This is a genomic window from Saccharothrix hoggarensis, from assembly GCF_042678885.1.
GTDB classification, from domain to species: Bacteria; Actinomycetota; Actinomycetes; order Mycobacteriales; family Pseudonocardiaceae; genus Actinosynnema; species Actinosynnema hoggarensis.
Window position 1 is genome coordinate 12,810 of the sequence record NZ_JBHTLK010000056.1, and the last position, 22,754, is coordinate 35,563.

A 22,754-nucleotide genomic window follows, 5' to 3' on the forward strand; every position below is an offset into this window, starting at 1 on the left:
GGATCACCGCTGGTCACCGGTCCTGGTCACGCCTCCCCGGCGCGGTCTTGGAACGCCGCCAGGATGCGCTCGGCGGCCAGCGTGGCGGTCAGTTCGCCGTCCCGCACCTGCCGCTCGACCTCCGGCACGACGGCGCGCACGGCGGGCGCGGCGCGCAGGCTCGCGAGCAGCTGGTCGTTCACCATCGCCCACGTCCAGTCGACCTGCTGGCGACGCCGCCGCTCGGCCAGCTCGCCGGCCGACTCCAGCGCCGCCCGGTGCACGCCGATCCGCCGCCACACCTCGTCCAGCCCGGTCCCGTCCAGCCCGCTGCACGTCAGCACGGGCGGGTGCCACACGGCGTCGGCCGGGCGCAGCAGCCGCAGCGCCCCGGCCAGCTCGCGGGCCGCCTTGCGGGCGTCCAGCGCGTGCGGCCCGTCGGCCTTGTTGACCGCGATCACGTCGGCCAGCTCCAGCACGCCCTTCTTGATGCCCTGGAGCTGGTCGCCGGTCCGGGCGAGGGTGAGGAACAGCGAGCAGTCGGTCATGTTCGCCACGGCGACCTCGGACTGGCCCACGCCGACCGTCTCGACCAGCACCACGTCGAAGCCGGCGGCCTCGACGAGCACGATCGACTCGCGGGTGGCCCTGGTGACGCCGCCGAGCGTGCCGGACGTCGGCGACGGCCGGATGAACGCCGCCGGGTCCACCGCGAGCCGGGCCATCCGGGTCTTGTCGCCCAGGATCGACCCGCCGGTGCGGGTGGACGACGGGTCGACCGCCAGCACCGCCACCCGGTGCCCCTGAGCGGTCAGCATCGAGCCGAACGCGTCGATGAACGTCGACTTGCCGACGCCGGGCACGCCCGTGACGCCGACGCGGTGCGCGTTGCCCGAGTGCGGCAGCAGCTCGACCAGCAGCTCCTGCGCCCGCGCCCGGTGGTCGGCGCGGGTCGACTCGACCAGCGTGATGGCGCGCGCCAGCGTGCCCCGGTCGCCGGCGAGCACGCCCTTGGCGTACTCGCCGACGTCGTTCGGCCTAGCCATCGCGCGCCGGCCGGCCCGCGGCGACGTCGTCGTGGCCGAGCTGGTCGCCCAGCTCGTGCTGCAGGTCGCCCGCCGGGTCGGCGATGACCGTGCCGGGCGGGAAGATCGCCGCCGCGCCGGCCTCGCGCAGCGCGTCGAAGTCCTGCGGCGGGATCACGCCGCCGACCACGATCATGATGCCCTCGCGGCCCGCCTCGGCGAGCGCGGCGCGCAGCGCGGGCACCAGCGTCAGGTGGCCGGCGGCCAGCGACGACACCCCGACGATGTGCACGTCCGCCTCGACGGCCTGGCGGGCGACCTCGTCCGGGGTCTGGAACAGCGGGCCGACGTCCACGTCGAAGCCGAGGTCGGCGAACGCGGTCGCGATCACCTTCTGGCCGCGGTCGTGCCCGTCCTGGCCCATCTTGGCCACCAGGATGCGCGGCCGGCGGCCCTCCGCCTCGGCGAACGCCTCCACGACCTCGCGCGTGGCTTCGACGTTGGACACAGCGCCGGCCTCCTCCCGGTACACGCCGGTGATCGTGCGGATCTGCGCGGAGTGCCTGCCCCACACCTTGCCCAGCGCCTCGGAGATCTCGCCGACGGTGGCCTTGGCGCGGGCCGCGGAGATGGCCAGCTCCAACAGGTTCCCGTCGCCGCCCGCCGCGTTGGTCAGCGCGGTGAGGGCGCCGTCCACAGCGGACTGGTCGCGCTCCTCGCGCAGCCGGGCCAGTTTCGCCAGCTGCTGCGCGCGCACACCGGCGTTGTCGACCTTGAGCACGTCGATCTGCTCGTCGACGTCCACCTGGTACTTGTTCACGCCGATCACGGGCTGCCGGCCGGAGTCGATCCGCGCCTGGGTGCGCGCGGCGGCCTCCTCGATGCGCAGCTTCGGGATGCCCGCGTCGATGGCCTGCGCCATCCCGCCCGCCGCCTCGACCTCGGTGATGTGCGCCCACGCGCGGTGCGCCAGGTCGTGCGTGAGGCGTTCGACGAACGCGCTGCCGCCCCACGGGTCGATCACCCGCGTCGTGCCCGACTCCTGCTGGAGCAGCAGCTGGGTGTTGCGGGCGATGCGCGCGGAGAAGTCGGTGGGCAGCGCCAGCGCCTCGTCCAACGCGTTGGTGTGCAACGACTGCGTGTGCCCCTGGGTCGCGGCCATCGCCTCGACGCACGTGCGGGCCACGTTGTTGAACACGTCCTGCGCGGTGAGCGACCACCCGGACGTCTGGCAGTGCGTGCGCAGCGACAGCGACTTGGGCGACTTGGGGTCGAAGCCCTTGACCAGCTTCGCCCACAGCAGGCGCGCCGCGCGGAGCTTGGCGACCTCCATGAAGAAGTTCATGCCGACGGCCCAGAAGAACGACAGGCGCGGCGCGAACGCGTCGATGTCGAGGCCCGCGCCGCGACCCGCCCGCAGGTACTCCACGCCGTCCGCCAGCGTGTACGCCAGCTCCAGGTCGGCCGTCGCTCCGGCCTCCTGCATGTGGTAGCCGGAGATGGAGATCGAGTTGAACTTCGGCATCCGCTGCGACGTGAACGCGAAGATGTCCGAGATGATCCGCATCGACGGCTTCGGCGGGTAGATGTAGGTGTTGCGGACCATGAACTCCTTGAGGATGTCGTTCTGGATGGTCCCCGCGAGGAGTTCCGGCGCCACCCCCTGCTCCTCGGCCGCCACCACGTACAGCGCCAGGATCGGCAGCACCGCGCCGTTCATGGTCATCGACACGCTCATCCGGTCCAGCGGGATGCCGTCGAAGAGCTGCCGCATGTCGTAGATCGAGTCGATGGCCACGCCCGCCATGCCGACGTCGCCCGCCACGCGCGGGTGGTCCGAGTCGTAGCCGCGGTGGGTGGCCAGGTCGAACGCGACCGAGAGGCCCTTCTGGCCGGCCGCGAGGTTGCGGCGGTAGAAGGCGTTGGACTCCTCGGCGGTGGAGAACCCGGCGTACTGCCGGATGGTCCACGGCTGGTTGACGTACATCGTCGGGTACGGGCCGCGCAGGAACGGCGCGAGGCCGGGGTACGTGCGCAGGAAGTCGAGGCCCTCGGTGTCGGCGGCCGTGTAGACGGGCTTGACGCCGATGCCCTCCGGCGTCTCCCACGTCAGCGCGTCCGCGCCCTTGCCGGTCGCCTCCTGCAGCGCGGCCTGCCACTGCGCGGCCGTCGCGGCGGTGGGCTCCCCGAGGTCGATCTCGGCGAAGTTGGGGATCATGGCTGGACTCCGCTGGAGGTAGGGGTGACGAGTGCCTCGAACGTGTGCTCCAGCACGTGCAGCGCCGGGCAGCCCAGGAACACGTGCTCGTCGATCTCCGCGTCGAACGGGCTGCCGGATTCCTTGCCCGCCAACAGGATTCGCTCAGCTCCGGCGTCACGCAGGGCGCGTGCGACGGGACCGGCCAGCTCGGCGTAGCTCTTCTCGCTGCCGCACAGGCACGCGATCCGGGCGCCGCTCTCGCGGAACCGCTCGACCACGTCCTCCACCGTCTTCGTCGCGCCCGCGTTCGGCGTCTCGATGCCGCCCGCCTGGAACAGGTTCGCGGCGAACGTGGCCCGCGCGGTGTGCGCGGCGACGGGGCCGAGCGTGGCCAGGAAGACCCTGGGCCGCTCCGGCGCGGCGTCGGCCGCGTCCCGCAGCGCCTCGAAGTCCTGCGCGTACCGGACGCGCGGCAGCCCGCCGCCCGGCTCCTCGGGGTGCGGCGCCCGCACCACCGGCGGCTCGGCCAGGTTCGGGAACTCGCTGACGCCCGTGATCGCGTCGGACCGGTCGGCCAGGTTCGCCCGGCGCTTCTCCCACGTGGCCGCGATCCGGTCCGCGACCAGGTCGAACGCCTTCGGCAGCCCGCCCGCGGCCTCGATCTCCCGGAACCACGCCCACGCGGCGCGCGCGAGGTCGTCGGTGAGCCGCTCCACGTACCAGGAGCCGCCCGCCGGGTCGATGACGCCGGCCAGCTTCGACTCCTCCAGCAGCAGCGACTGCGTGTTGCGGGCGATGCGGCGGGAGAAGTCGTCGGACAGGCCGATCGCCGCGTCGAACGGCAGCACCGTGACGGCGTCCGCGCCGCCGAGGCCCGCGCCGAAGCACGCCACGGTGGTGCGGAGCATGTTCACCCACGGGTCGCGGCGGGTCATCATCGCGGGCGACGTGACCGCGTGCTGGAGCTGCGGGGCCGGCGCTCCCGCGACCTCGGTGACCCGCGCCCAGAGCCGCCGCGCGGCCCGGAACTTCGCGATGGTGAGGAACTGGTCGGCGGTCGCCGCGTAGCGGAACTCCAGCAGCCGCACGGCGTCCGCGACGCCGAGCCCGGCGTCGGTGAGGTGCCGCAGGTACGCGACGCCGGCCGCGAGGGACGCGCCGAGCTCCTGCGCGTCCGAGCCGCCGGCCTCGTGGAACGGCAGGCCGTCGACCACGACGACGCGCAGCGCGGGGAACTCTCGGGCCTTGCCGAGCAGGTCGGTGAGCGCGGCGAGGTCGGCGGGCCGCCCCGTGCGCGCCTGCACGCCCAACGGGTCCGCGCCCACGTTGCCCCGCACCTCGCCGGGCAGCACCGGCCGCTGGTCCCAGACCCGCAGCATGGCGTGGCCGGCCCGGTGGAAGTCCGCGCCCGCGTCGACCACGACCGGCGCGAGGTCGAGGTAGACGTCGGCCAGGACGTCGTCGTAGGAGGCCGGGTCGAGGCCCTTCAGCCACAGCGACGTGACGCCGTTCTCGAGGTCGGCCATGACCGCGTCGCGGTCGGCGACCCGGTGCTGCTGGCGGACGTCCCAGCCGTCGACCGAGCCCTGGGGGCGGCCGGCGCGGGTGAACGGGGCCAGGCCGGGGAAACCGGCGTCGGGCGCCCGGTCGTCCGCCGTGTAGAGCGGCTGGACGTCGATGTCGTCGTAGGTGGTGGTGATCAGAGAGCCGAAGTCCGCGCCCGACTTCCGCAGCACGCCGCGGACCAGGTCCAGCCACTGCTCGCGGTCGGGGGCGGGGAATTCGGCGGCCAGCGCCAACTCGCCTGACGGCTCCATCATGCTCCGCAGTGTTACTCACCAGTAGTACGGCGGCTATGTGAGGTTCACCGCCGTGAACGATGCAGAAGGCAGTCTTCCACGCTGGTGAATGATGGCGCAGTGGAGGAAGAACGCCCGATCACCGGTCATGACCGACTCATCGCGGGGCGTTACCGCCTGCGGCACGTGCTGGGGCGCGGGTCGATGGGCACGGTGTGGGCCGCGCACGACGAGGTGCTGCGCCGGGACGTCGCGGTGAAGGAGATCCTGCGCCCCGCCGACCTGCCCGCCGACGACGCCGACCTGCTCCGGGAGCGCACGCTGCGCGAAGCGCGGTCGGCGGCCGCCCTGGTCCACCCGAACCTGGTGACGCTGTACGACGTGGTGCAGGTCGACGGCGACCCGTACGTGGTGATGGAGCTGGTGCCGTCGTCGTCGCTGGCGGAGGTGGTGCGGCAGCGCGGGCCGCTGACCGACGTGCAGGGCGCGCTCGTGGCGGACGCCGTGGCCGCCGCGCTGGAGGCCGCGCACCGCGCCGGGATCACGCACCGGGACGTCAAGCCGGGCAACGTGCTCGTCGCCGACGACGGCCGGGTGAAGCTCACCGACTTCGGCATCGCCCGCAACGTCGCCGAGGCCACCCTGACCAGCCGCGGCATCGCGCTGGGCACGCCCGCGTTCATCGCGCCCGAGGTGGCGGCGGGCGGCCGGGTGTCGTTCGCGGCGGACCAGTGGTCGCTCGGCGCGACGCTGTTCGCGGCGATGACCGGGCAGCAGCCGTACGAGGGCGCGAACGTGCTCCAGACGATCAACCAGGTCGTGCACGGCGACGTGCCGTCGGCGTCGGCCTGCGGGGCGTTGGAGCCGGTGGTCGCGGGCCTGATGAAGAAGGAGCCGGCGGAGCGGATGGCACTGGCCGAGGTGCGCCGCCTCGTCCGGCCGCTGCTGCCCGAGCCGGGCACCGACGTGTTCCCCGACTCGGCGGCGACCCGGCCGGTGGTGGAGGTCGTGCGGCCGCCGCTGGTCAAGGCGCCCGTCCCGCTGGTCAAGGCGCCGATCCCGCCGGACACCCCGCTGGCCGCCGACCCCGGCCCGCTGCCCTTCCTCCGCCCGCTCCCGGTGACGCGCGAACTGCCCCGCAGGCCCGTGACGACCGCGGTGGTGGCCCTGTCGGCGGCCGTGCTGTTCGCCATCGGCAGCGTGTCGGGGTTCGCGGTGACGCGGGCGGTGGCCGGGGCGTCCCTCCTGCCGCCGCCGTCGCCGAGCACCCGCGCGCTGCCCGCGATCACGGAGACGCCGTCCCTGCTCCCGACCACCGCCTCCGCCGCCGCCGCGAACGGCGAGCAGGGCGCCGAGTTCACCATCGAGGTCGGGCCCGACTGGACCAGCTTCCTGGAGCAGCGGACCAACAAGGGGCTCCTGCCGAGCACGGTCGTGCACCTGGTCGCGCCGAACGGGCTGTACGAGGTGGCCGTGCAGCGCTTCCCGGACTACTACCCGAACCACACGATCCACGACTACCTGGAGCTGGTGCGGTCCCGGTGGGCGGAGGACCAGTACTTCGGCGAGGCCCTGGAGCCGACCGACGTCGTGCCGCCCGGCGGGGTCGAGCCGGGCGTCCAGTACAGCTACCGGACCGTGGAACGGGCCACCGACCTGGCTCGCGGCACCGAACCGCCGGGCCCGGACCTGCGCCGCAGCCGCTACTCCCGCGTCCTGCCGCGGGGCGCGGACCTGTGGGTGGTGGAGGTCGTCGTGCCGACGGAGCAGGAGGAGACGGGCCGGAGCCGGCTGTTCGACACGATCGCGCCGACGTTCAGGGTGAACGACTAGCGCGCCTCGCGCACCCGGTCCAACGAGTCGCGCGCGAGCGACGTCTGGACGTGGTCGGGGCCCAGCACCCGTTCGCAGAGCGCGATCGTCTCGCGCAGTTCGCTCTCCGCGCGGTCGAGATGACCTCGGCGGGCCAGGTTCATCGCCGCCGAGGCCCTGGTGAGCAGGGTGCTCGAGTGCTCCGGTCCGAGCACCCGTGACTGTTGGGGCAGCAACGCGCGGAACTCCGCGTCGGCCCCGTCGACGTCACCCGCGAGGCAGAGCACGGAGGCGAGGTGCTGCCGGACGTCCATGGTCTCCGGGTGCTCCTCGCCCTGGACGGCGCAGCGGGCCTCGAACAGCTCGCGGTAGATCACCAGCGCCTCGGCGAACCGGTCCTGCGCCACGACCTCCCGGGCCAGCTCGGCGCGGGTGTCCAGCGTCACCTCGTCCTGGGCGCCGAGGGTTTCGGCCTGCACGGCCAGGAGCGCGCGCAACCGCGCCTCGGTGGCCGCCGGGTCGTGCGCACCGGTGATGCGGGCCAACGCGATCCGGGTGTCCACGGTGTCACCGTGATCGGGTCCCAGCGTGCGCTGCTGCGCGTCGAGCACCGCGCGGTACTCGGCCGCGGCGACCTCGTCCTCACCGCGCCAGGCGACCATGTTGGCCAGCGTGTACCTCATCAAGAGGGTTTCCCGGTGGTGTTCGCCGAACGTCGTGGTCATCTCCCGCAGCACCCGTCGGAACAGGCGCTCGGAGTCGGCGGCCAACCCGACCTGCAGGCAGAACACGGCCGCGTCGATCAGCAGGTCCATCGCGGAGTCCGCGACTCGCGCGCAGTGCGGCAGGACCGCGTGCCACAACGGCCACGTCGAGGGGTCGTGGGTTTTCGACCCGACGGTGGCGGCGGTGATCATCCGCTGCCGGAGGTCCGCGAAGTCCGACGCGTGGGGGTCGCCGGCGTCGTGCACCAACGGGTGGAGCGCCAGCGCGTCCGCCCGGTGGTCGACCAGTCCGAGACCGCGCAGGCCCTCCACCGCGTCGGTGAGCCGCTGGACGGTGACGCCGGCGAACACGTCCTCGTCCGCGAGCACGGTCGCGTCCAGCAGCGCCACCGGGATCGGGGCCGGGGCGAAGGTCGACAGCAGGCGCAGGAGCGGACGGGCCAGGTGGTGGCCGCGGTTGGCGAGCAGGTCGAGCGACAGCTCCCACGTCCCCGTCAAGGTTTCCCGTCCGCCCAGGTCGGCGCCCTCCGCAAGCGCTTGCCGGTACTCGGCGAACGTGCGGGGCTGGACGGCTCCCGGCAGCCGGACCGCTTCGGTGGTGGAACGCAGGTAGTGGCCGGCCAGCCGCAGGCCGAGGGGCAGTCCGCCCAGGCGTTCGGCCAGCGCGCGGGCATCGGGCTCCGCGCCCGCCTCGGGCGCCAGGTCCAGCAGCACGCGGGCCGCGTCCGCGCCGTCGAGCACGGCCAGCGGGACGAACGTGCGGTCGCCCCACTCCGACCGGCGGCCGTCACGGCTCGTGATCAGGACCGTGCCGGTGGACCTCGGCGTGCGCAGCCAGCCCCGCCCGGAGGCGACGCGCTCGCCGTTCGGGGCGAGGACCCGCGGGTCGTCGGCGTTGTCCAGGACCAGCAGCCAGGGCTCGGCGCGGGCGTCCAGGGCCCGCCACAGCACCTCCGGCGCGGAGCCGGCGCCCGTCCACGCGTGGCGGACGGCCGCCTCGTCCGCGCCGGCGCGCAACGCCACCTCCCGGAGGCCTTCGGCGACGTTCGCCGCGCTGCCCGCGTTCACCCACCACACCTCGACGGACGCGCGCCGGGCGACCTGCACGGCGACGGTCGTCTTGCCGTTGCCGCCGTTGCCGTGCAGGACGACCACGTGGCCACCCGACTCGACCGTCGCGGCGAGATCGGTGAGCAGGCCGTCCCGGCCGCGGACGGTGTGCGTCACCTCTTCCGGCACGACCAGCGTCGCCAGGCCGGGGATCGCGGACGGCGGCGCGTTGACGTGCACGTCCCGGCCCGCCTGGTAGGTCGTCGATCCCGAGAACGCCGAGGCCCGCTGCTCCACGCGCCAAGCTTGGACCACCGCGACGCCGGGCCGACCGCAGCACTGCGGGCAGCGCCACCGGACGGCTATTAGGCTCGCGGCCGTGACCGCCATCAGTGAGAACACCACCCCCGAGGCCCTGGCGACCGACGCGGCGAAGGCCTTGGCCGAGCGGACCGGGGTGGCCAGGCACGACATCGCCGTGGTCCTCGGTTCGGGTTGGCGCCCGGCCGCCGACCTCATCGGCGAGCCCACCGCGGAGCTGCCGCTGGCGGACCTGCCCGGCTTCGAGGCCCCGACGGCCGTCGGCCACGGCGGCACCGTCCGGTCGGTCCCGGTCGGCGACAAGAACGTGCTGGTCATGCTCGGTCGGACGCACGGCTACGAGGGCAAGGGCGTGGCCAAGGTCGTGCACGGCGTGCGCACGGCGGCCGCGGCGGGCGTCGGCACGGTCGTGCTGACCAACGCGGCGGGCGGGCTGCGCCAGGGCATGTCGGTCGGCCAGCCGGTGCTGATCAGCGACCACCTGAACCTCACCGCGTCGTCCCCGCTGGTCGGGGCGCGGTTCGTGGACCTCACCGACCTGTACTCGCCGCGCCTGCGCGACCTGGCCCGCGAGATCGACCCGTCGCTGGAGGAGGGCGTCTACGCGGGCCTGCCCGGTCCCCACTTCGAGACGCCCGCCGAGATCCGGATGCTGCGCGCGATGGGCGCGGACCTGGTCGGCATGTCCACCGTGCTGGAGGCCATCGCGGCCCGCGCGGAGGGCGTCGAGGTGTTCGGCCTGTCGCTGGTGACGAACCTGGCCGCGGGCATCACCGGCGAGCCGCTGAACCACCAGGAGGTGCTGGAGGCGGGCCAGGCGGCGGCGAGCCGGATGGGCGCCCTGCTGCGCGAGCTGGTGACCAGGGCATGAGCCTGACCCCGGCCCTGCGCGACGCGGCGTTCCGCTGGATCGCCGACGACCCAGACCCCGCGACCCGGCTGGAGCTGCAGGGCGTGCTGGCGCGGGCGATGGGCGGTGACGCCTCCGCCGTCGACGAGCTGGCCGACCGGATGGCGGGACCGCTGACGTTCGGCACGGCCGGGCTGCGCGGTCCCGTGCGGGCCGGGCCCAACGGCATGAACCGGGCCGTGGTCACCCGCACCACGGCCGGGCTCGCCGCGTGGCTCAAGGCGAACGGGCACGTCGGCACGGTGTTCGTCGGCCGGGACGCCCGGCACGGGTCGGAGGACTTCGCGCGGGCCGCGGCCGGGGTGCTGGCGGGCGCCGGCTTCACCGTGCGGACGCTGCCGGGGCCGTTGCCGACGCCGATCCTCGCGTTCCTGGTCAAGCGGCACAACGCCGTCGCCGGCGTGCAGATCACGGCGTCGCACAACCCGCCCGCGGACAACGGCTACAAGCTGTACCTGGCGGGCGGGGCGCAGATCGTGCCGCCGGAGGACCGGGAGATCGAGGCGGCGATCCGCGGCGTGCCGGCGGCCGTGTCCGTGCCGCTGTCGGACGACTACCTGCCGGTGTCCGACGCCGAGGTGGACGAGTACCTGGAACGGGTCGCGTCGCTGCCGCGTGGCGCGTCGCGCGACCTGCGGGTGGTGTTGACGCCCATGCACGGCGTCGGCGGCGCGACGGCCGTGGAGGCCTTGCGGCGGGCCGGGTTCACCGACGTGCGGGTGGTGCGCGAGCAGGCCGTGCCGGACCCGGACTTCCCGACCGTGTCGTTCCCGAACCCGGAGGAGCCGGGCGCGGCGGACCGGTTGCTGGAGCTGGCCGCCGCCGAGTCGGCCGACCTCGCCATCGCGCTGGACCCCGACGCCGACCGGTGCGCGCTGGGCGTGCGCGAGCGGGACGGGTCGTGGCGGATGCTGCGCGGCGACGAGACCGGCGTGCTGCTCGGCTCGCTCGTACTGTCCACTGTGGACAGTGCTGATCCCCTGGTGGCCACGACGATCGTGTCGTCGTCGTTGCTGAAGTCGGTCGCGGCGGCCCGCGGCGCCCGGTACGCGGAGACGTTGACAGGGTTCAAGTGGCTGGTGCGCGCGGGCGACGGGCTGGTGTTCGCGTACGAGGAGGCGCTGGGCGTGTGCGTCGACCCGTCCCACGTCAACGACAAGGACGGCATCTCGGCGGCCGTGGTGGCGTGCGACCTGGCGGCCGGGTTGAAGGCGTCCGGCCGTTCCCTGCTGGACGCGCTGGACCAGCTCGCCGTCGACCACGGCCTGCACCTGACCGACCAGGTCTCGCTGCGGTTCACCGACCTGAGCCGGATCGGCGCCCTGATGGCCCGGCTGCGGGCCGAGCCGCCCGCCGACTTCGCGTTCGAGGACCTGCTGCCCGAGGCCGACGTGGTGCGGCTCACCCGTGACGGCGTGCGCGTGGTCGTGCGGCCGTCCGGCACCGAGCCGAAGCTGAAGGCGTACCTGGAGGTCGTGGAGCCGGTGGCCGACGACCTGCCCGAAGCCCGGGAACGCGCCCGCACGCGGTTGGCCGTGCTGCGGGCGCAGGTGTCCCGGCTGCTCACCGCGCCCTAGCGGGCCTCAGGACGCCAGGGCGATCAGCAGGCACAGCACGGCGACGACGAGCGCACCGCCCGCCACCAGGTACGGCCGCCTGGACGGCGGGCTCACCGGGCTGCGCCGGTGCTGCGTGGCGGCGGCCACCGAGATGCGGCCCGCGATGTAGCTGATCGTGCACAGGGCCACGCCGGTCGCCAGGATCATCGTGTTGACGTCCCACGGGCTGTGGTCGACCCCCGGCCACAGCGCGATGAAGACGAGGGGCAGGCCGATCAGGCCGACCCCGATGCCGACCCCCGCGCCCCAGGTCATCCGCCGGTTGCGCTTGATCGTGGCGATGCTGCGAGTTTCCATGACTCCCTCCCGGTCACCAACTAGGACGCGCGGGGGCCGGACCGGTTCCACGCGCCCCCGTTGTGGATCTTGCTACGGGCGCCGCCGGGCCCACGACCCGACCCGTCCAGCTTGCACGTTCCCCCGCGTCCCGGCAGCCTGTCGGGCGTGCCACGCCTGCTGATCGTGCACCACACGCCGTCACCCGCCATGCAGGAGCTGTTCGAGGCGGTCGTCGCGGGCGCCGCGGACCCGGAGATCGAGGGCGTCGAGGTGGTCCGCCGGCCCGCCCTCTCGGCGACGGCGTCCGACGTGCTCGACGCCGACGGGTACGTGCTCGGCACGCCCGCCAACATCGGGTACATCAGCGGGGCGCTGAAGCACTTCTTCGACACGATCTACTACCCGTGCCTGGACGCCACGGTCGGCCGGCCGTTCGGCGCGTACGTGCACGGCAACCTCGGCGTCGAGGGCGCGCTGAAGGCGTTGCAAGACATCACGACGGGGCTGAGGTGGCAGCCCGTGGCGGCGCCGCTGTCGTTGACGGGCGCACCGGACAAGGCGGCGCTGGAGCGGTGCCGCGAGCTCGGGGCGACGGTCGCCGCCACGGTGATGTGAGCCGACTGGTGGGATGACGTCCGTGGCGGTGGTGTTCGTGGACGGCTGGTTCGGGCCCGATCCCGGTGGCCGGCAGGAGCGGTGGGCGGCCGAGCTGCCCGGCGCCACGCGGGTCGCGCAGGACGACTGGCACGTGCCCGAGCGGGACGCGTGGGTGCGGCGGCTGGACGAGGTGGTCGCGGCGTGCGCGGAGCCGCCCGTGCTGGTCGCGCACAGCCTCGGCGTGCCCACGGTGGTGCACTGGGCGGCGGGTGGCGGCTCGGCGACGTCGGTCACCTGACCGCCGCGGAGGGCTCCGGCGCGTGGCCGGCCGGCCGGAGCCTCCTCGACTCGCTGCTGCTGCCCTGACTCGCTGCTGCTGCCCTGACTCGCTGCTGCTGCCCTGACGGCCCCTCCGGCGGTCAGCGGCCCAGCGAGGACATGACCGCCTCCGGGTAGCGGGTGCCGGCCACCGCGTCGGCGGGCACGGCCCGCTCGATGCGCGCCACCTGCGCGTCGGTCAGCTTGAGGTCCGCGGCGGCGGCGTTCTCCTCCACGTACTTCACCCGCTTGGTGCCGGGGATCGGCACCGCGCCCTGGTGGTGCACCCACGCCAGCGCGATCTGCGCCGCCGTCACGTCGTGCTCGCGGGCCACCTCGCGCAGCGACTCCACCAGCGCGAGGTTGCGCGCGAAGTTCTCCTCGGCGAACCGGGGCTGGTGGGTCAGCCGCACGTCACCGTCCGCGAAGTCCTCCTTCGACGTGTAGCGGCCGGTGAGGAAGCCGCGCCCCAGCGGCGAGTACGCGACGATCCCGATGCCCAGCTCGCGGCACGTCGGCGCGACCTCCGCCTCGATGTCCCGCGACCACAGCGACCACTCGGTCTGCACGGCCGCGATCGGGTGCACGGCGTGCGCGCGCCGGATCGTCGCCGCACCGGCCTCGGACAGGCCGATGTGCCGGACCTTGCCCTGGGTCACGAGCTCCGCCATCGCGCCCACGGTGTCCTCGATCGGCACGGTCGGGTCGACGCGGTGCTGGTAGTACAGGTCGATGTGGTCCGTGCCCAGCCGGCGCAGCGACGCGTCGGCGGCCTGCCGCACGTACTCCGGGTCGCCGCGCAGGCCCCACTCCGCGCGCGGTGCCGCCGGGTCGCGGACGACGGCGAACTTCGTGGCCAGCACCACCTCGTCCCGCCGGTCCCGGATCGCCCGGCCCACCAGCTCCTCGTTCGTGAACGGCCCGTACATGTCGGCCGTGTCGAGGAACGTGACGCCCAGGTCGAGCGCCCGGTGGATGGTGGCGATCGACTCGGCCTCGTCACCGGGGCCGTAGAACTCGCTCATGCCCATGCAGCCCAGCCCCTGCGCGCTCACGTCGAGCGCGCCCAACCGGCGGTTCTCCACGATCCCGTCCTCCCCCTTCGACGCGCTCACCGGTTCGACAGCTCGAGGAACTCCGGCGGGTACCGGTCGCCCGCGACGACGGGCGCGGCGTCCTCGACCGCCCGGAGCTCGTCGGCGCTCAGCCGCAGGTCGGCGGCGGCGACGTTCTCCTCCAGGTACTTCACCCGCTTGGTGCCGGGGATCGGCACGACGTCCTCGCCCCGGTGGTGCACCCACGCCAGCGCCAACTGGCCGGCCGTGACGCCGCGCTCGGCCGCGAGGGCTCGCAGCGCGTCGACGATCGCCGTGTTGCGGGCGAAGTTCTCCTCGGCGAACCGGGGCAGGGTGCGGCGCACGTCGTCGTCGGCGAAGTCGGCGACGGACGTGACGCGGCCGGTGAGGAAACCCCGTCCCAGCGGGGAGAACGGGACGATCCCGATGCCCAGCTCGCGGCACGTCGGCGCCACCTCGGCCTCGATGTCCCGCGACCACAGCGACCACTCGCTCTGCAGCGCGGTGATCGGGTGCACGGCGTGCGCGCGCCGGATCGTCGCCACGCCCGCCTCGGACAGGCCGAGGTGCCGGACCTTGCCCTCGGCGACCAGCTCGGCCATCGCGTCCACGGTCTCCTCGATCGGCACGGTCGGGTCAACGCGGTGCTGGTAGTACAGGTCGATGTGGTCCGTGCCCAGCCGGCGCAGCGACGCCTCGACGGCCTGCTTGACGTAGGCCGCGTCGCCGCGCGGCCGCCGGTCCGGGTCGGCGAGGGCGAACTTGGTGGCCAGCACGACCCGGTCGCGCCGGTCCTTGATCGCCCGGCCCACCAGCTCCTCGTTGGCGCCCGCGCCGTAGACGTCGGCGGTGTCGAGGAGCGTGACGCCGAGGTCGAGGGCGCGGTGGATGGTGGCGATGGACTCGCGCTCGTCGCCGGCGCCGTAGGACTGGCTCATGCCCATGCAGCCGAGGCCCTGCGGGCCGACGCGGAGTTCGCCGAGCAGCGTCACGCGGTGATCCCTTCGATGAACGTGTGCTCGATCTGCTCGTAGTGCGAGATCTTGTACTCGAGCACTTCGAGGCAGGACTGGAGTTCGGCGATGCGCTCGCGGACGGAGGCGCGGTGCTCGAACAGGATCTGCTTGCGGCGGCCCGCGGTGGCCGCGCCGCGGTGCCGCAGCTGCGCGTATTCGCGCATCATGCGGATGGGCATGCCCGTGGTGCGCAGGCGGGTCAGGAACACCAGCCAGCCGAGGTCGTCGTCGCTGTAGCTGCGCCGGCCGCCGGAGTCCCGGGCAGGCGGGTCGACCAGACCGATCCGCTCGTAGTAGCGCAGCGTGTCTATCGACAACCCACTGCGCTCGGCCGCTTGGGCGATCGAGTACGTCACGGTGACGACCGTAGGAGCTGGAGTGCACTCCAGGTCAACCCGATTCGGCGTACTCGGTGTGGTCCGGTCGTGGATCTGCCCGTGGTGCGGCCGGTGGCGCGGCCCGTGATCGGACCTGTCGTCCCGCCCGCGGGCCGGGTGGGAAGGGCGCGCGGGAACGACCGCCGGCGCCTCCGCCGGGCGACCGCGGCAGGCCCGACGCCGGGGCTTCGCCCGCCTGACCAGCCCGGACCCGTGCCCGCGCACCCACCCAGGCCAGGCGAGCGGGCCGGGGACGAGTGACCCCGGATCAGGTGAGCCGGTCGGGCGAGGACTGGCCCAGGTCGGGCAGGTGGCTCAGTCGGCCTTGGGCATGCCCCAGGCCTCCAGGTGGGCGGCCATGCCGGAGACGTCGATCTGTTCCCGGCCCAGCGCCCGGACGAGGTCGAGCGCCTCGTCCTCCTCCGCGTCGATCCACCAGCCGTTGATGTCGCACAACGTCACGGCGGCCACCCAGCCCAGCCGCCAGTTGCCCTCGGCCAGCGGGCGGGTGCGGACGATCGAGTCGAGCAGTGCGGAAGCTTTCAGCCAGAGCGTGTCGTAAGCCTCGACCCCCAGCACTGTGGCCCTGGGGCGGTGGGCTGCGGAATCGAGGAGACCTAAGTCGCGCACGACCAGGTCCCCGCCGGTGACGGCGGTCGCCAGCACGAGCAAGTCGCCGGCGTCGAGGTAGTTGACCACTGCTTGACGCGCTCCCTGTCCTGAAGGGCGGGGATTCCGGCGCGGCCACGCCGCATCCGGGATGCCTCTGGTGCCATTGCCCACCGCCTCAGGTCCGTATCGCCTCCCCGCCGAACCGGCGGCGAGGATGTTGTCGACCGCGTTGTGCGCCGAAGCGCGACCGGGACGCGATCCGATCTTCAACGGGGCACGATACCGGTGCGCCGCTGGTCGGCGTGGCCGTTCACGGAGGTGGCCGCGCGAACGGTGGGGATGACAGCGGTTGAGCTGCATGGATGGATCTTATCGAACATGTGTTCGAACGGGGAGGGTGCGGCGGGTCGATCACCCGAAGGTGTGGCGCGCGTCGGCACGCGGGTGCGGGATGCCGCACCCGCGGCAGTGGGGATCAGTCGGCGCCGGTCAGGCGGAGCCCAGGCGGTCCAACAGGCCCCGGTACTTCGGCAGCACCCGTCCGAGGACCTCGGACAGCTGCTCCTCCTTCTGCAGCCTGGCCCAGCGCTCGGCCAACGCCAGGCGCACGACCTCCTGCTTCGAACGCCCTTCGGCCGCGGCCAGCTCGTCGAGCCGCCGGTTCTCCTCGTCGCTCAGACGCAGAGTCATCGCCATGCGATCGACGGTACCAACTTGATACCACGATGACCAGGCCGTGTTTCATAACACTGTTGCGATACGATGCCCGGGTGCCACGACCGAAGACACACGACGACGCGCTGCGCGGCCGCCTGCTCGAACGCGCGGGTGAGCTGCTGTCCGCCGAAGGGCCCAAGGCCCTGAGCTTGCGCAGGCTGGCCGCGGATGTCAACACGTCGACCACGGCCGTCTACTCGTTGTTCGGCGGCAAGCCGGCGTTGTTGAACTCCGTGTACGAGGAGGCGTTCCGCCGATTCGGTGAACGGCTCGCGGCCGTGCCGCAGACGGACGACCCGGTCGAGGACATCGTCCAGATCGGCCTCGCCTACCGGGAGAGCGCGCTCGCCGACCCGCAGTTCTACCTGGTGATGTTCAGCAAGGTCGTGCCGGACTTCGAGCCCTCCGACGAGATCAAGGAGGCGGCGCAGGGGACGTTCCTGCCGGTCGTGCGGGAAGTCGGCCGGGCCGTGGAGCGCGGCGTCTTCGTGTCCGCGCCGCACGAGCAGATCGCGCTGGCGATGTGGGGCATGGTGCACGGGCTGGTCAGCCTGGAGCTGAACGGCAACCTGCCGCCCGGCGTCGAGATCGCCCCCGTCTACGAGCGCGCGCTGCGTGCGCACACGGACGGCTGGCGGAACCGCTGAGCGAGCGGCACGGGGCGAGCGGGCGGAAAGGTGGGGCCCGGGGAGGCGGCCGCCGCGAAACCTCCCCGGACCCCGTGGACCGTCCCTGTCAGGACAGTCCGCTCGTGAGCGCCTTGATCAGCTCGCCGTCGGCGGTGTCGCCGTCGAGCGACCAGATCATCGCGCCGCCAAGGCGACGTTCGGCCACGTAGCGCCCCTTGCGCTTCATCTCGACCGGGTCGTCCCAGGTCCAGAACGTGGTGCCGTCGAACAACCACGCGTGCCCGGCCTTGGCGTCCCGGTGCACGGTGAACTTGGAGAGCTGCGCCTTGAGGATGCGGTAGTCCTCGTACCCGGCCTCGTAGGTCGCGGGCGCGGGTCCGGTGGCGGGCTGGAACAGGCCCTTGTTCTCGTTGCGCACACCGGTCCAGCCGCGGCTGTAGAACGGCACGCCCATCACGACCTTGTCCTTCGGCGCGCCGGACTTCAGGTAGTGGTCGATGGCGACCTGCGAGCTGAACGGCGGCGCGGTCGGGTCGCCCGCCGGCGTGCGCAGCGCGGACTGCTGGTTGGTCAGCGGGTCCCAGGCGCCGTGGTAGTCGTAGCCCTGGATCGTGCCGAACGTCAGCAGGCCGAAGACCTTGGCCACCTCGAAGCCGCGGTCGACCTGGCGCGGGTCGGCGGGCAGGAACGCGGTGAGGTCGTAGCGCTTGCCGGTGCGCCAGGTCAGCGCCCCGAGCTGCTTGCGGTACTCCACCAGCAACGCGGTGAAGTTCTGCTTGTCCTCGGGCCGCACGACGTTGCCCGGCGCGGCTTCGGAGGCCGGCCACTCCCAGTCGAGGTCGACGCCGTCGAACACGCCGGCCGCCGCGCCGGGGGCGGCGCCGGGCAGGTTGCCCTTGAGCCACATGTCGATGCACGACGTCACGTGGGCGGCGCGCGCCTCGGGCGTCAGCGCGGCGTTGGAGAAGTACTTGGAACCGGTCCACCCGCCGAGCGAGATGTTGATGCGCAGCTTGGGGAACTTGGCCTTGAGCTGCTTGAGCTGGTTCAGGTTGCCGGACAGCGGCTGACCCGCGACGTCCGCGGTCCCGTCGACGCTCTGCTCCGCGCCGAACGGCCGCTGGTAGTCGGCCCACGGGTCGGCGCTGACGCACTTGCCGCTCTCGTCGAGGAACCCGAACGCGTAGTTCAGGTGGGTGAGCCGCGGTGCGGTGCCGTTGGCGACGAGGTCGCGCACCAGGAAGTTGCGGTCGTAGCCGCTCCACTGGGTGTAGTACCCGACGGTGCGCTTCGACGTGCCGTGCGCGACGGCCTGCGGCGCCAGCGACACGATCATCGCCGTGGCCAGGAGTGCGGGGAGCACCCATCTCCTGCTCGACATGCTTCTCCTCGCGGTGGCGGCGGCTCCGTTGCCGCTGTGGTCTGGACCACGGTAGTGACGAGGTCTAGACCACATCTACGCCCGAACGGCCCAATCTGGCAACAAAGAAGACACTCGGCCCGCTGCAAATTTTGCATGTGCGCGACCGGCCGGGGTGGCGCTAGCGTCGGCTACTCAAACTTGAGTACCGACACCTTGGGGGAACACGTGACGATCCTGGTCACCGGGGCGACCGGCACCATCGGCGGTGCGGTCGTCCGACACCTGGCGGCGGAGGGCGTGCCGGTCAAGGCGCTCACCCGCAACCCGGCGAAGGCGGTCCTGCCCGACGGCGTGGAGGTGGTCGGCGGCGACCTCACCCGGCCGGCCGAGCTGCCGCTGACCGGTGTGACGGCGGTCTTCCTGCTCGCCGCCATCGAGTCCGACGACGCGGCGGCGCACGCGAAAGCGTTCCTGGACCACGCGCCCGACCTGCGGCGGGTGGTGTTCCTGTCGAGCAGCGCGGTCACCGCGAAGCGGCCGGGCAGCTACGAGCTCCACCACGACGTCGAGCAGGTGGTCGAGCGGTCCGGGGTGGCGTGGACGCACGTCCGGCCCGGCGAGTTCATGACCAACAAGCTGGTGTGGGCGCGGACGATCAAGTCCGAGGACGTGGTGCGGGCGCCGTTCCCGGAGTCGGTCGGCGCGCCCGTCCACGAGGCCGACGTGGCGGAGGTCGCGGTGCACGCGCTGCGGCACGACGGGCACGCCGGCAGGGCGTACACGCTGAGCGGGCCGGAGGCGTTGACGCACCGGCAGCAGGCGGAGGCGATCGGACGGGGGCTCGGCCGGCCGATCGGGTTCGAGCGGCTGACCTACGGGCAGGCGCGGGCGTCGCTGATCCGCGACGAGGGCCTGCCGTGGGACGTCGCCGAGTACCTGCTCGGGTACATGGCGCAGCACGCCGAGGAGCCGGCCGACGTGACGCCGGACTTCGCGGAGGTCACCGGCAGGCGCGGTCGGACGTTGGCCGAGTGGGCCGCCGACCACGCCGCCGACCTGACGTGATCCGGGCCTGAGCCCGTGCCCGGTCGCCCCGCGAGCCGACGCCGACGCGTCCGGCTCGCGGGGCGGCCGCGGTCAGTGGACGGCGCCGTACTGGCGGTCGCCCGCGTCGCCGAGGCCGGGGACGATGAAGCCCGAGTCGTTCAGCCGCTCGTCCACGCTCGCGGTGATCAGGCGCACCGGCAGGCCCGAGTCCTCCAGGTGCTTGATGCCCTCCGGGGCGGCCAGCGCGCACACCGCCGTCACGTCCGTCGCGCCGCGATCGGTCAGCAACCGGATCGTGTAGGCCATCGACCCGCCGGTGGCGAGCATCGGGTCCAGCACGAACACCGGCCGGCCCGCCAACGTCTCCGGCAGCGACTCCATGTACGGCGTGGGCTGCAACGTCTCCTCGTCGCGGGCCAGGCCGACGAACCCCATCTGCGCGTCCGGGATCAGCTTGTGCGCCTGGTCCGCCATGCCGAGCCCGGCCCGCAGCACGGGCACCAGCAGCGGCGGGTTGGCGAGCCGGTAGCCCGCGGTCCGGGCGACCGGGGTGTGCACCCGCTCCTCGGCCACCGGCAGGTCGCGCGTGGCCTCGTAGACCAGCATCACGGTCAGCTCGTGCAGCGCGGCGCGGAACGCCGCGTTGTCGGTGCGGGCGTCGCGCATGGTGGTCAGCCGCGCCCGGGCCAGTGGGTGATCGACAACGAGGACGTCCATGGTCGAACAGTATGTGGTACGCGCGGGCGACGCCCGACGGCTCGCCACCTCCGCGGCACGACCGGGGTTGACGCGGCGCTCGCCTGGGTAGCTCCTGGGCATGGCCGACCACGTGCGGATCGGGGTTCTCGGTGCGGCGCGGATCGTGCCGGCGGCGTTGGTGCGGCCGGGGCGGTCCTCGTCGTCGGTCGAGGTGTCGGCGGTGGCGGCGCGCGACGGCGAGCGGGCGCGCGCGTTCGCCGATCACCACGGGATTCCGCGCGTGCACGACACGTACGACGACCTGCTGGCCGATCCCAACCTGGACGCCGTCTACATCCCGCTGCCGAACGCGCTGCACGGCAAGTGGACGCTGGCGGCGTTGGCGGCCGGGAAGCACGTGCTGTGCGAGAAGCCGTTCGCGGCCAACGCCGACGAGGCCGCCGTCGTGGCGCAGGCCGCACGGGCCAGTGGGCTGGTGGTGATGGAGGCGTTCCACTACCGCTACCACCCGCTGGCGCTGCGGTTGCCGGAGGTCGTCGCCGAGCTGGGCGACCTGCGGCACGTCGAGGCGCGCCTGTCCTTCCCGCTGCCGCGGTTCAAGGACATCCGCTACTCGCTGGACCTCGCCGGCGGGGCGTTGATGGACGCCGGGTGCTACGCGGTGAACATGGTGCGGTACCTGGGCGGCGAGCCGGAGGTGAAGTCGGCCCGCGCGCTGCTGAAGGACGAGGGCGTCGACCGGGCCATGCGCGCCGAGCTGCTGTTCCCGGACGGGCACACCGGCACGGTCGTCACGTCGATGTGGTCGCGCTCGCTGCTGCGCCTGTCGGCGAAGGTGTTGGGTGCCAACGGGGAGCTGCGCGTGTTCAACCCGTTCTCGCCGCAGCACGGGCACCGCCTCACCGTGAAGCTGAAGGGCCACCGGCGGGTCGAGCGGTTCGACCGCCGGCCGTCGTACGAGTACCAGCTGGACGCGTTCGCGGACGCGGTGCGGCACGGCGCGCCGTTCCCGACGACGGCGGACGACGCGGTCGCCACCATGCGGGTCGTGGACGACATCTACCGCGCCGCCGGCCTGCCGGTCCGCCAACCCGCCTGACGAGCCCGACCCGCCTGACGAGCCCGACCCGCCGCGGGATCAGCTCACTTCAGCACCACCACCCACGCCAGCAGGCCGAGCGCGCCGATCACCCAGCCGAACAGCGCCACCCGGAGCCAGCGCACCTTGCGGTGCACGATGATCGCCAGGTCGCGGGCCGTCCACCACGCCTCCTCGGCCGGTTTCGCGTCGACCTCGGCGAGCAGCTCGTCCATCGACTTGGCCGCCACCGCGGGCCAGGAGAAGCGCGAGAACCGCGTCTGGCGCGCCACCCTGGCCCTCGGCACGAGCACCAGCACCAGCGCGATGGCGGTGACCAGGATGGCCACCATCGCGACCGAGATCGCCACCAGGCTCACCCAGTCCGCGAGCGACGACGGCCGGAACGCGTCGCGGATCGTGTGGCGCTGGCTCGCCAACCCTCCGCCCAGCAACGTCGTCGCGGTGGCCAACAACCCCGCTTTGGTGTCCGCGTTGGCGACCCAGCCGCTGAACTGGCCGATGGCCTGGTAGGCGTCCTTCGGCTCGTCCTCGCGCACGGTCAGTCCATGTATTCGAGCGGGATGGTGGTGAAGCCCTCGACCTCGGTCGGCAGCTGGAGCTGCTCGGCCTTCGCCGACGCGACGAGCGTGCGCAGCATGCTGGTGACCGCCTCGGTGATCGCCGTCTTGCTCTCGGTGTTCTTCTCGGCGATGAACGCGCCCTTGGTCGCGATCTTGGCCAGCACGTCCGGCCGCGCCTCGCCGAACCCGTAGCTGATCACGTGGGGGTGGCGCCGCCAGCTCTTCGCCACGAGGTTCTGGAACGCCGCCTCCCAGCCGGGGTCGGTGGGGACGCCGTCCGTCATCATGAACACCGCCGGCCGCAGCACGCCCTTGCCGCCCGCGTTCAGGGCGGGCACGTCCTGGTCGATCCGCTGCTGGACCGCGGCGAACGCGGCGCTGTAGTTCGTGGACCCGCCGCAGGAGAACTGGGGCAGGGCCCGGAGGTCCTGGATGTCGGTCATCTCCACCACGACCTGCGCCGCGGTGCTGAAGCTGATGATCGAGACCTGCGCGAACTCCGACACGCGCGGGTTCTCCACGAGGACGTTGTAGAGGAATTCGAGGGTGTCGTTGAGCAGCGCCTCGTGCGGCTTCATCGAGCCGGAGATGTCGAACACGAGGTACGTCGGCAGGCACTTGCTCTTGATGACGGAGTCCTGGTCGAGCGCGTCAGCGGTCACCGGGGTTTCCTTTCGGCGGCGTGGCGTGGCGGGCGGGTGGCGGTGGTGGTGGTCGTCCTCAGAAGATCGCGCCGATCAGCGCGACGATCCCCCAGACCATCAGGCCGAGGATGACCAGCGCGACGATGCCGATCCCCCAGTACGACCCGCCCGAGGGCGCGGGAGGCGCGGGCCTGGCCGGGGCGGGGCGGACGCTCGGGGTCGGACGGGTGGACGGGGTCGGACGGGTGGACGGGGCCGGGCGGGCGGGCGTCGAGGGA

At 73.1% G+C, this 22,754-nt stretch carries 23 protein-coding genes; 8 read left to right on the top strand and 15 right to left on the bottom strand.

What is annotated here, in order from left to right:
* Positions 1–26 precede the first annotated feature (26 nt).
* The 3 genes from meaB to ACFQ3T_RS13570 are packed head-to-tail and all read right to left on the bottom strand — an operon-like array spanning position 27 to position 5,021.
* The gene (gene meaB / locus ACFQ3T_RS13560) at positions 27–1,025 is read right to left on the bottom strand and encodes a methylmalonyl Co-A mutase-associated GTPase MeaB (RefSeq protein ID WP_380723589.1); all 999 of its coding nucleotides are present in this window, start codon (positions 1,023–1,025) and stop codon (positions 27–29) included.
* Positions 1,018–3,222 carry a methylmalonyl-CoA mutase gene (scpA, locus tag ACFQ3T_RS13565; protein ID WP_380723590.1) on the bottom strand — a complete coding sequence of 735 codons (2,205 nt, stop codon included), beginning with the start codon at positions 3,220–3,222 and terminating at the stop codon, positions 1,018–1,020. Before scpA ends, meaB begins: the two co-directional genes overlap by 8 nt.
* Complete coding sequence (locus ACFQ3T_RS13570; protein ID WP_380723607.1) at positions 3,219–5,021, bottom strand: methylmalonyl-CoA mutase family protein; 1,803 nt, start codon at positions 5,019–5,021, stop codon at positions 3,219–3,221. Before ACFQ3T_RS13570 ends, scpA begins: the two co-directional genes overlap by 4 nt.
* Before the next feature lie 102 nt (positions 5,022–5,123).
* Between ACFQ3T_RS13570 and ACFQ3T_RS13575 the strand changes: the two genes are divergently transcribed.
* A complete protein-coding gene (locus ACFQ3T_RS13575) occupies positions 5,124–6,836 on the top strand; it encodes a serine/threonine-protein kinase (RefSeq protein WP_380723591.1) in 1,713 nt (570 codons plus the stop codon).
* Here the strand turns inward: ACFQ3T_RS13575 and ACFQ3T_RS13580 are convergent.
* Positions 6,833–8,887 (bottom strand): tetratricopeptide repeat protein, encoded by a 2,055-nt coding sequence (locus ACFQ3T_RS13580; protein WP_380723592.1) that lies wholly within the window; start codon positions 8,885–8,887, stop codon positions 6,833–6,835. The genes ACFQ3T_RS13575 and ACFQ3T_RS13580 overlap by 4 nt on opposite strands.
* A gap of 82 nt (positions 8,888–8,969) precedes the next feature.
* Here ACFQ3T_RS13580 and ACFQ3T_RS13585 point away from each other — a divergent pair, with 82 nt between their 5' ends.
* Together ACFQ3T_RS13585 and ACFQ3T_RS13590 are read left to right on the top strand one after the other, a co-directional pair.
* A complete protein-coding gene (locus ACFQ3T_RS13585) occupies positions 8,970–9,782 on the top strand; it encodes a purine-nucleoside phosphorylase (protein WP_380723593.1) in 813 nt (270 codons plus the stop codon).
* On the top strand, positions 9,779–11,398 hold the full coding sequence (locus tag ACFQ3T_RS13590) for a phospho-sugar mutase (protein ID WP_380723594.1): 1,620 nt from the start codon (positions 9,779–9,781) through the stop codon (positions 11,396–11,398). The genes ACFQ3T_RS13585 and ACFQ3T_RS13590 overlap by 4 nt, the downstream gene beginning before the upstream one ends.
* A gap of 6 nt (positions 11,399–11,404) precedes the next feature.
* On the opposite strand, the gene ACFQ3T_RS13595 is transcribed toward ACFQ3T_RS13590, so the two are convergent.
* Entirely contained in the window at positions 11,405–11,737 is a 333-nt protein-coding gene (locus ACFQ3T_RS13595) for a hypothetical protein (RefSeq protein ID WP_380723595.1), read from the bottom strand.
* 147 nt (positions 11,738–11,884) lie between these two features.
* On the opposite strand from ACFQ3T_RS13595, the gene ACFQ3T_RS13600 reads away from it, so the two are divergent.
* Together ACFQ3T_RS13600 and ACFQ3T_RS13605 are read left to right on the top strand one after the other, a co-directional pair.
* Positions 11,885–12,334: a flavodoxin family protein gene (locus ACFQ3T_RS13600; RefSeq protein WP_380723596.1), complete on the top strand. Its 450-nt coding sequence runs from the start codon at positions 11,885–11,887 to the stop codon at positions 12,332–12,334.
* A gap of 13 nt (positions 12,335–12,347) precedes the next feature.
* Positions 12,348–12,614: an RBBP9/YdeN family alpha/beta hydrolase gene (locus tag ACFQ3T_RS13605; RefSeq protein ID WP_380723597.1), complete on the top strand. Its 267-nt coding sequence runs from the start codon at positions 12,348–12,350 to the stop codon at positions 12,612–12,614.
* A gap of 121 nt (positions 12,615–12,735) precedes the next feature.
* On the opposite strand, the gene ACFQ3T_RS13610 is transcribed toward ACFQ3T_RS13605, so the two are convergent.
* From ACFQ3T_RS13610 to ACFQ3T_RS13630, 5 genes are all read right to left on the bottom strand, one after another.
* On the bottom strand, positions 12,736–13,665 hold the full coding sequence (locus ACFQ3T_RS13610; RefSeq protein ID WP_380723608.1) for an aldo/keto reductase: 930 nt from the start codon (positions 13,663–13,665) through the stop codon (positions 12,736–12,738).
* Positions 13,666–13,745: 80 nt separating this feature from the next.
* On the bottom strand, positions 13,746–14,654 hold the full coding sequence (locus ACFQ3T_RS13615; protein WP_380723609.1) for an aldo/keto reductase: 909 nt from the start codon (positions 14,652–14,654) through the stop codon (positions 13,746–13,748).
* Positions 14,655–14,698: 44 nt separating this feature from the next.
* The gene (locus ACFQ3T_RS13620; RefSeq protein ID WP_380723598.1) at positions 14,699–15,082 is read right to left on the bottom strand and encodes a MerR family transcriptional regulator; all 384 of its coding nucleotides are present in this window, start codon (positions 15,080–15,082) and stop codon (positions 14,699–14,701) included.
* A 336-nt stretch (positions 15,083–15,418) separates the two neighbouring features.
* Complete coding sequence (locus ACFQ3T_RS13625) at positions 15,419–15,802, bottom strand: type II toxin-antitoxin system death-on-curing family toxin (RefSeq protein ID WP_380723599.1); 384 nt, start codon at positions 15,800–15,802, stop codon at positions 15,419–15,421.
* Positions 15,803–16,204: 402 nt separating this feature from the next.
* Positions 16,205–16,411, bottom strand: a complete 207-nt coding sequence (locus ACFQ3T_RS13630; protein WP_015105038.1) for a type II toxin-antitoxin system VapB family antitoxin — start codon at positions 16,409–16,411, stop codon at positions 16,205–16,207.
* A gap of 74 nt (positions 16,412–16,485) precedes the next feature.
* On the opposite strand from ACFQ3T_RS13630, the gene ACFQ3T_RS13635 reads away from it, so the two are divergent.
* The gene (locus tag ACFQ3T_RS13635) at positions 16,486–17,079 is read left to right on the top strand and encodes a TetR/AcrR family transcriptional regulator (protein WP_380723600.1); all 594 of its coding nucleotides are present in this window, start codon (positions 16,486–16,488) and stop codon (positions 17,077–17,079) included.
* An 88-nt stretch (positions 17,080–17,167) separates the two neighbouring features.
* Here the strand turns inward: ACFQ3T_RS13635 and ACFQ3T_RS13640 are convergent, their stop codons facing one another.
* A complete protein-coding gene (locus ACFQ3T_RS13640) occupies positions 17,168–18,442 on the bottom strand; it encodes a glycoside hydrolase family 18 protein (RefSeq protein WP_380723601.1) in 1,275 nt (424 codons plus the stop codon).
* Positions 18,443–18,649: 207 nt separating this feature from the next.
* Between ACFQ3T_RS13640 and ACFQ3T_RS13645 the strand changes: the two genes are divergently transcribed.
* Complete coding sequence (locus tag ACFQ3T_RS13645; RefSeq protein ID WP_380723602.1) at positions 18,650–19,489, top strand: SDR family oxidoreductase; 840 nt, start codon at positions 18,650–18,652, stop codon at positions 19,487–19,489.
* Positions 19,490–19,561: 72 nt separating this feature from the next.
* Here the strand turns inward: ACFQ3T_RS13645 and upp are convergent, their stop codons facing one another.
* On the bottom strand, positions 19,562–20,188 hold the full coding sequence (upp, locus tag ACFQ3T_RS13650) for a uracil phosphoribosyltransferase (RefSeq protein WP_380723603.1): 627 nt from the start codon (positions 20,186–20,188) through the stop codon (positions 19,562–19,564).
* 100 nt (positions 20,189–20,288) lie between these two features.
* Here upp and ACFQ3T_RS13655 point away from each other — a divergent pair, with 100 nt between their 5' ends.
* Complete coding sequence (locus ACFQ3T_RS13655; RefSeq protein WP_380723604.1) at positions 20,289–21,269, top strand: Gfo/Idh/MocA family protein; 981 nt, start codon at positions 20,289–20,291, stop codon at positions 21,267–21,269.
* Positions 21,270–21,313: 44 nt separating this feature from the next.
* On the opposite strand, the gene ACFQ3T_RS13660 is transcribed toward ACFQ3T_RS13655, so the two are convergent.
* The 3 genes from ACFQ3T_RS13660 to ACFQ3T_RS13670 form a co-directional block, all read right to left on the bottom strand.
* Positions 21,314–21,808 (bottom strand): Pycsar system effector family protein, encoded by a 495-nt coding sequence (locus ACFQ3T_RS13660; protein ID WP_380723605.1) that lies wholly within the window; start codon positions 21,806–21,808, stop codon positions 21,314–21,316.
* Positions 21,809–21,810: 2 nt separating this feature from the next.
* Positions 21,811–22,494 carry a VWA domain-containing protein gene (locus ACFQ3T_RS13665; protein ID WP_380723606.1) on the bottom strand — a complete coding sequence of 228 codons (684 nt, stop codon included), beginning with the start codon at positions 22,492–22,494 and terminating at the stop codon, positions 21,811–21,813.
* A 58-nt stretch (positions 22,495–22,552) separates the two neighbouring features.
* Positions 22,553–22,754 (bottom strand): hypothetical protein (locus ACFQ3T_RS13670; protein ID WP_452603480.1); only part of this gene is annotated, 202 nt, incomplete at its 5' end.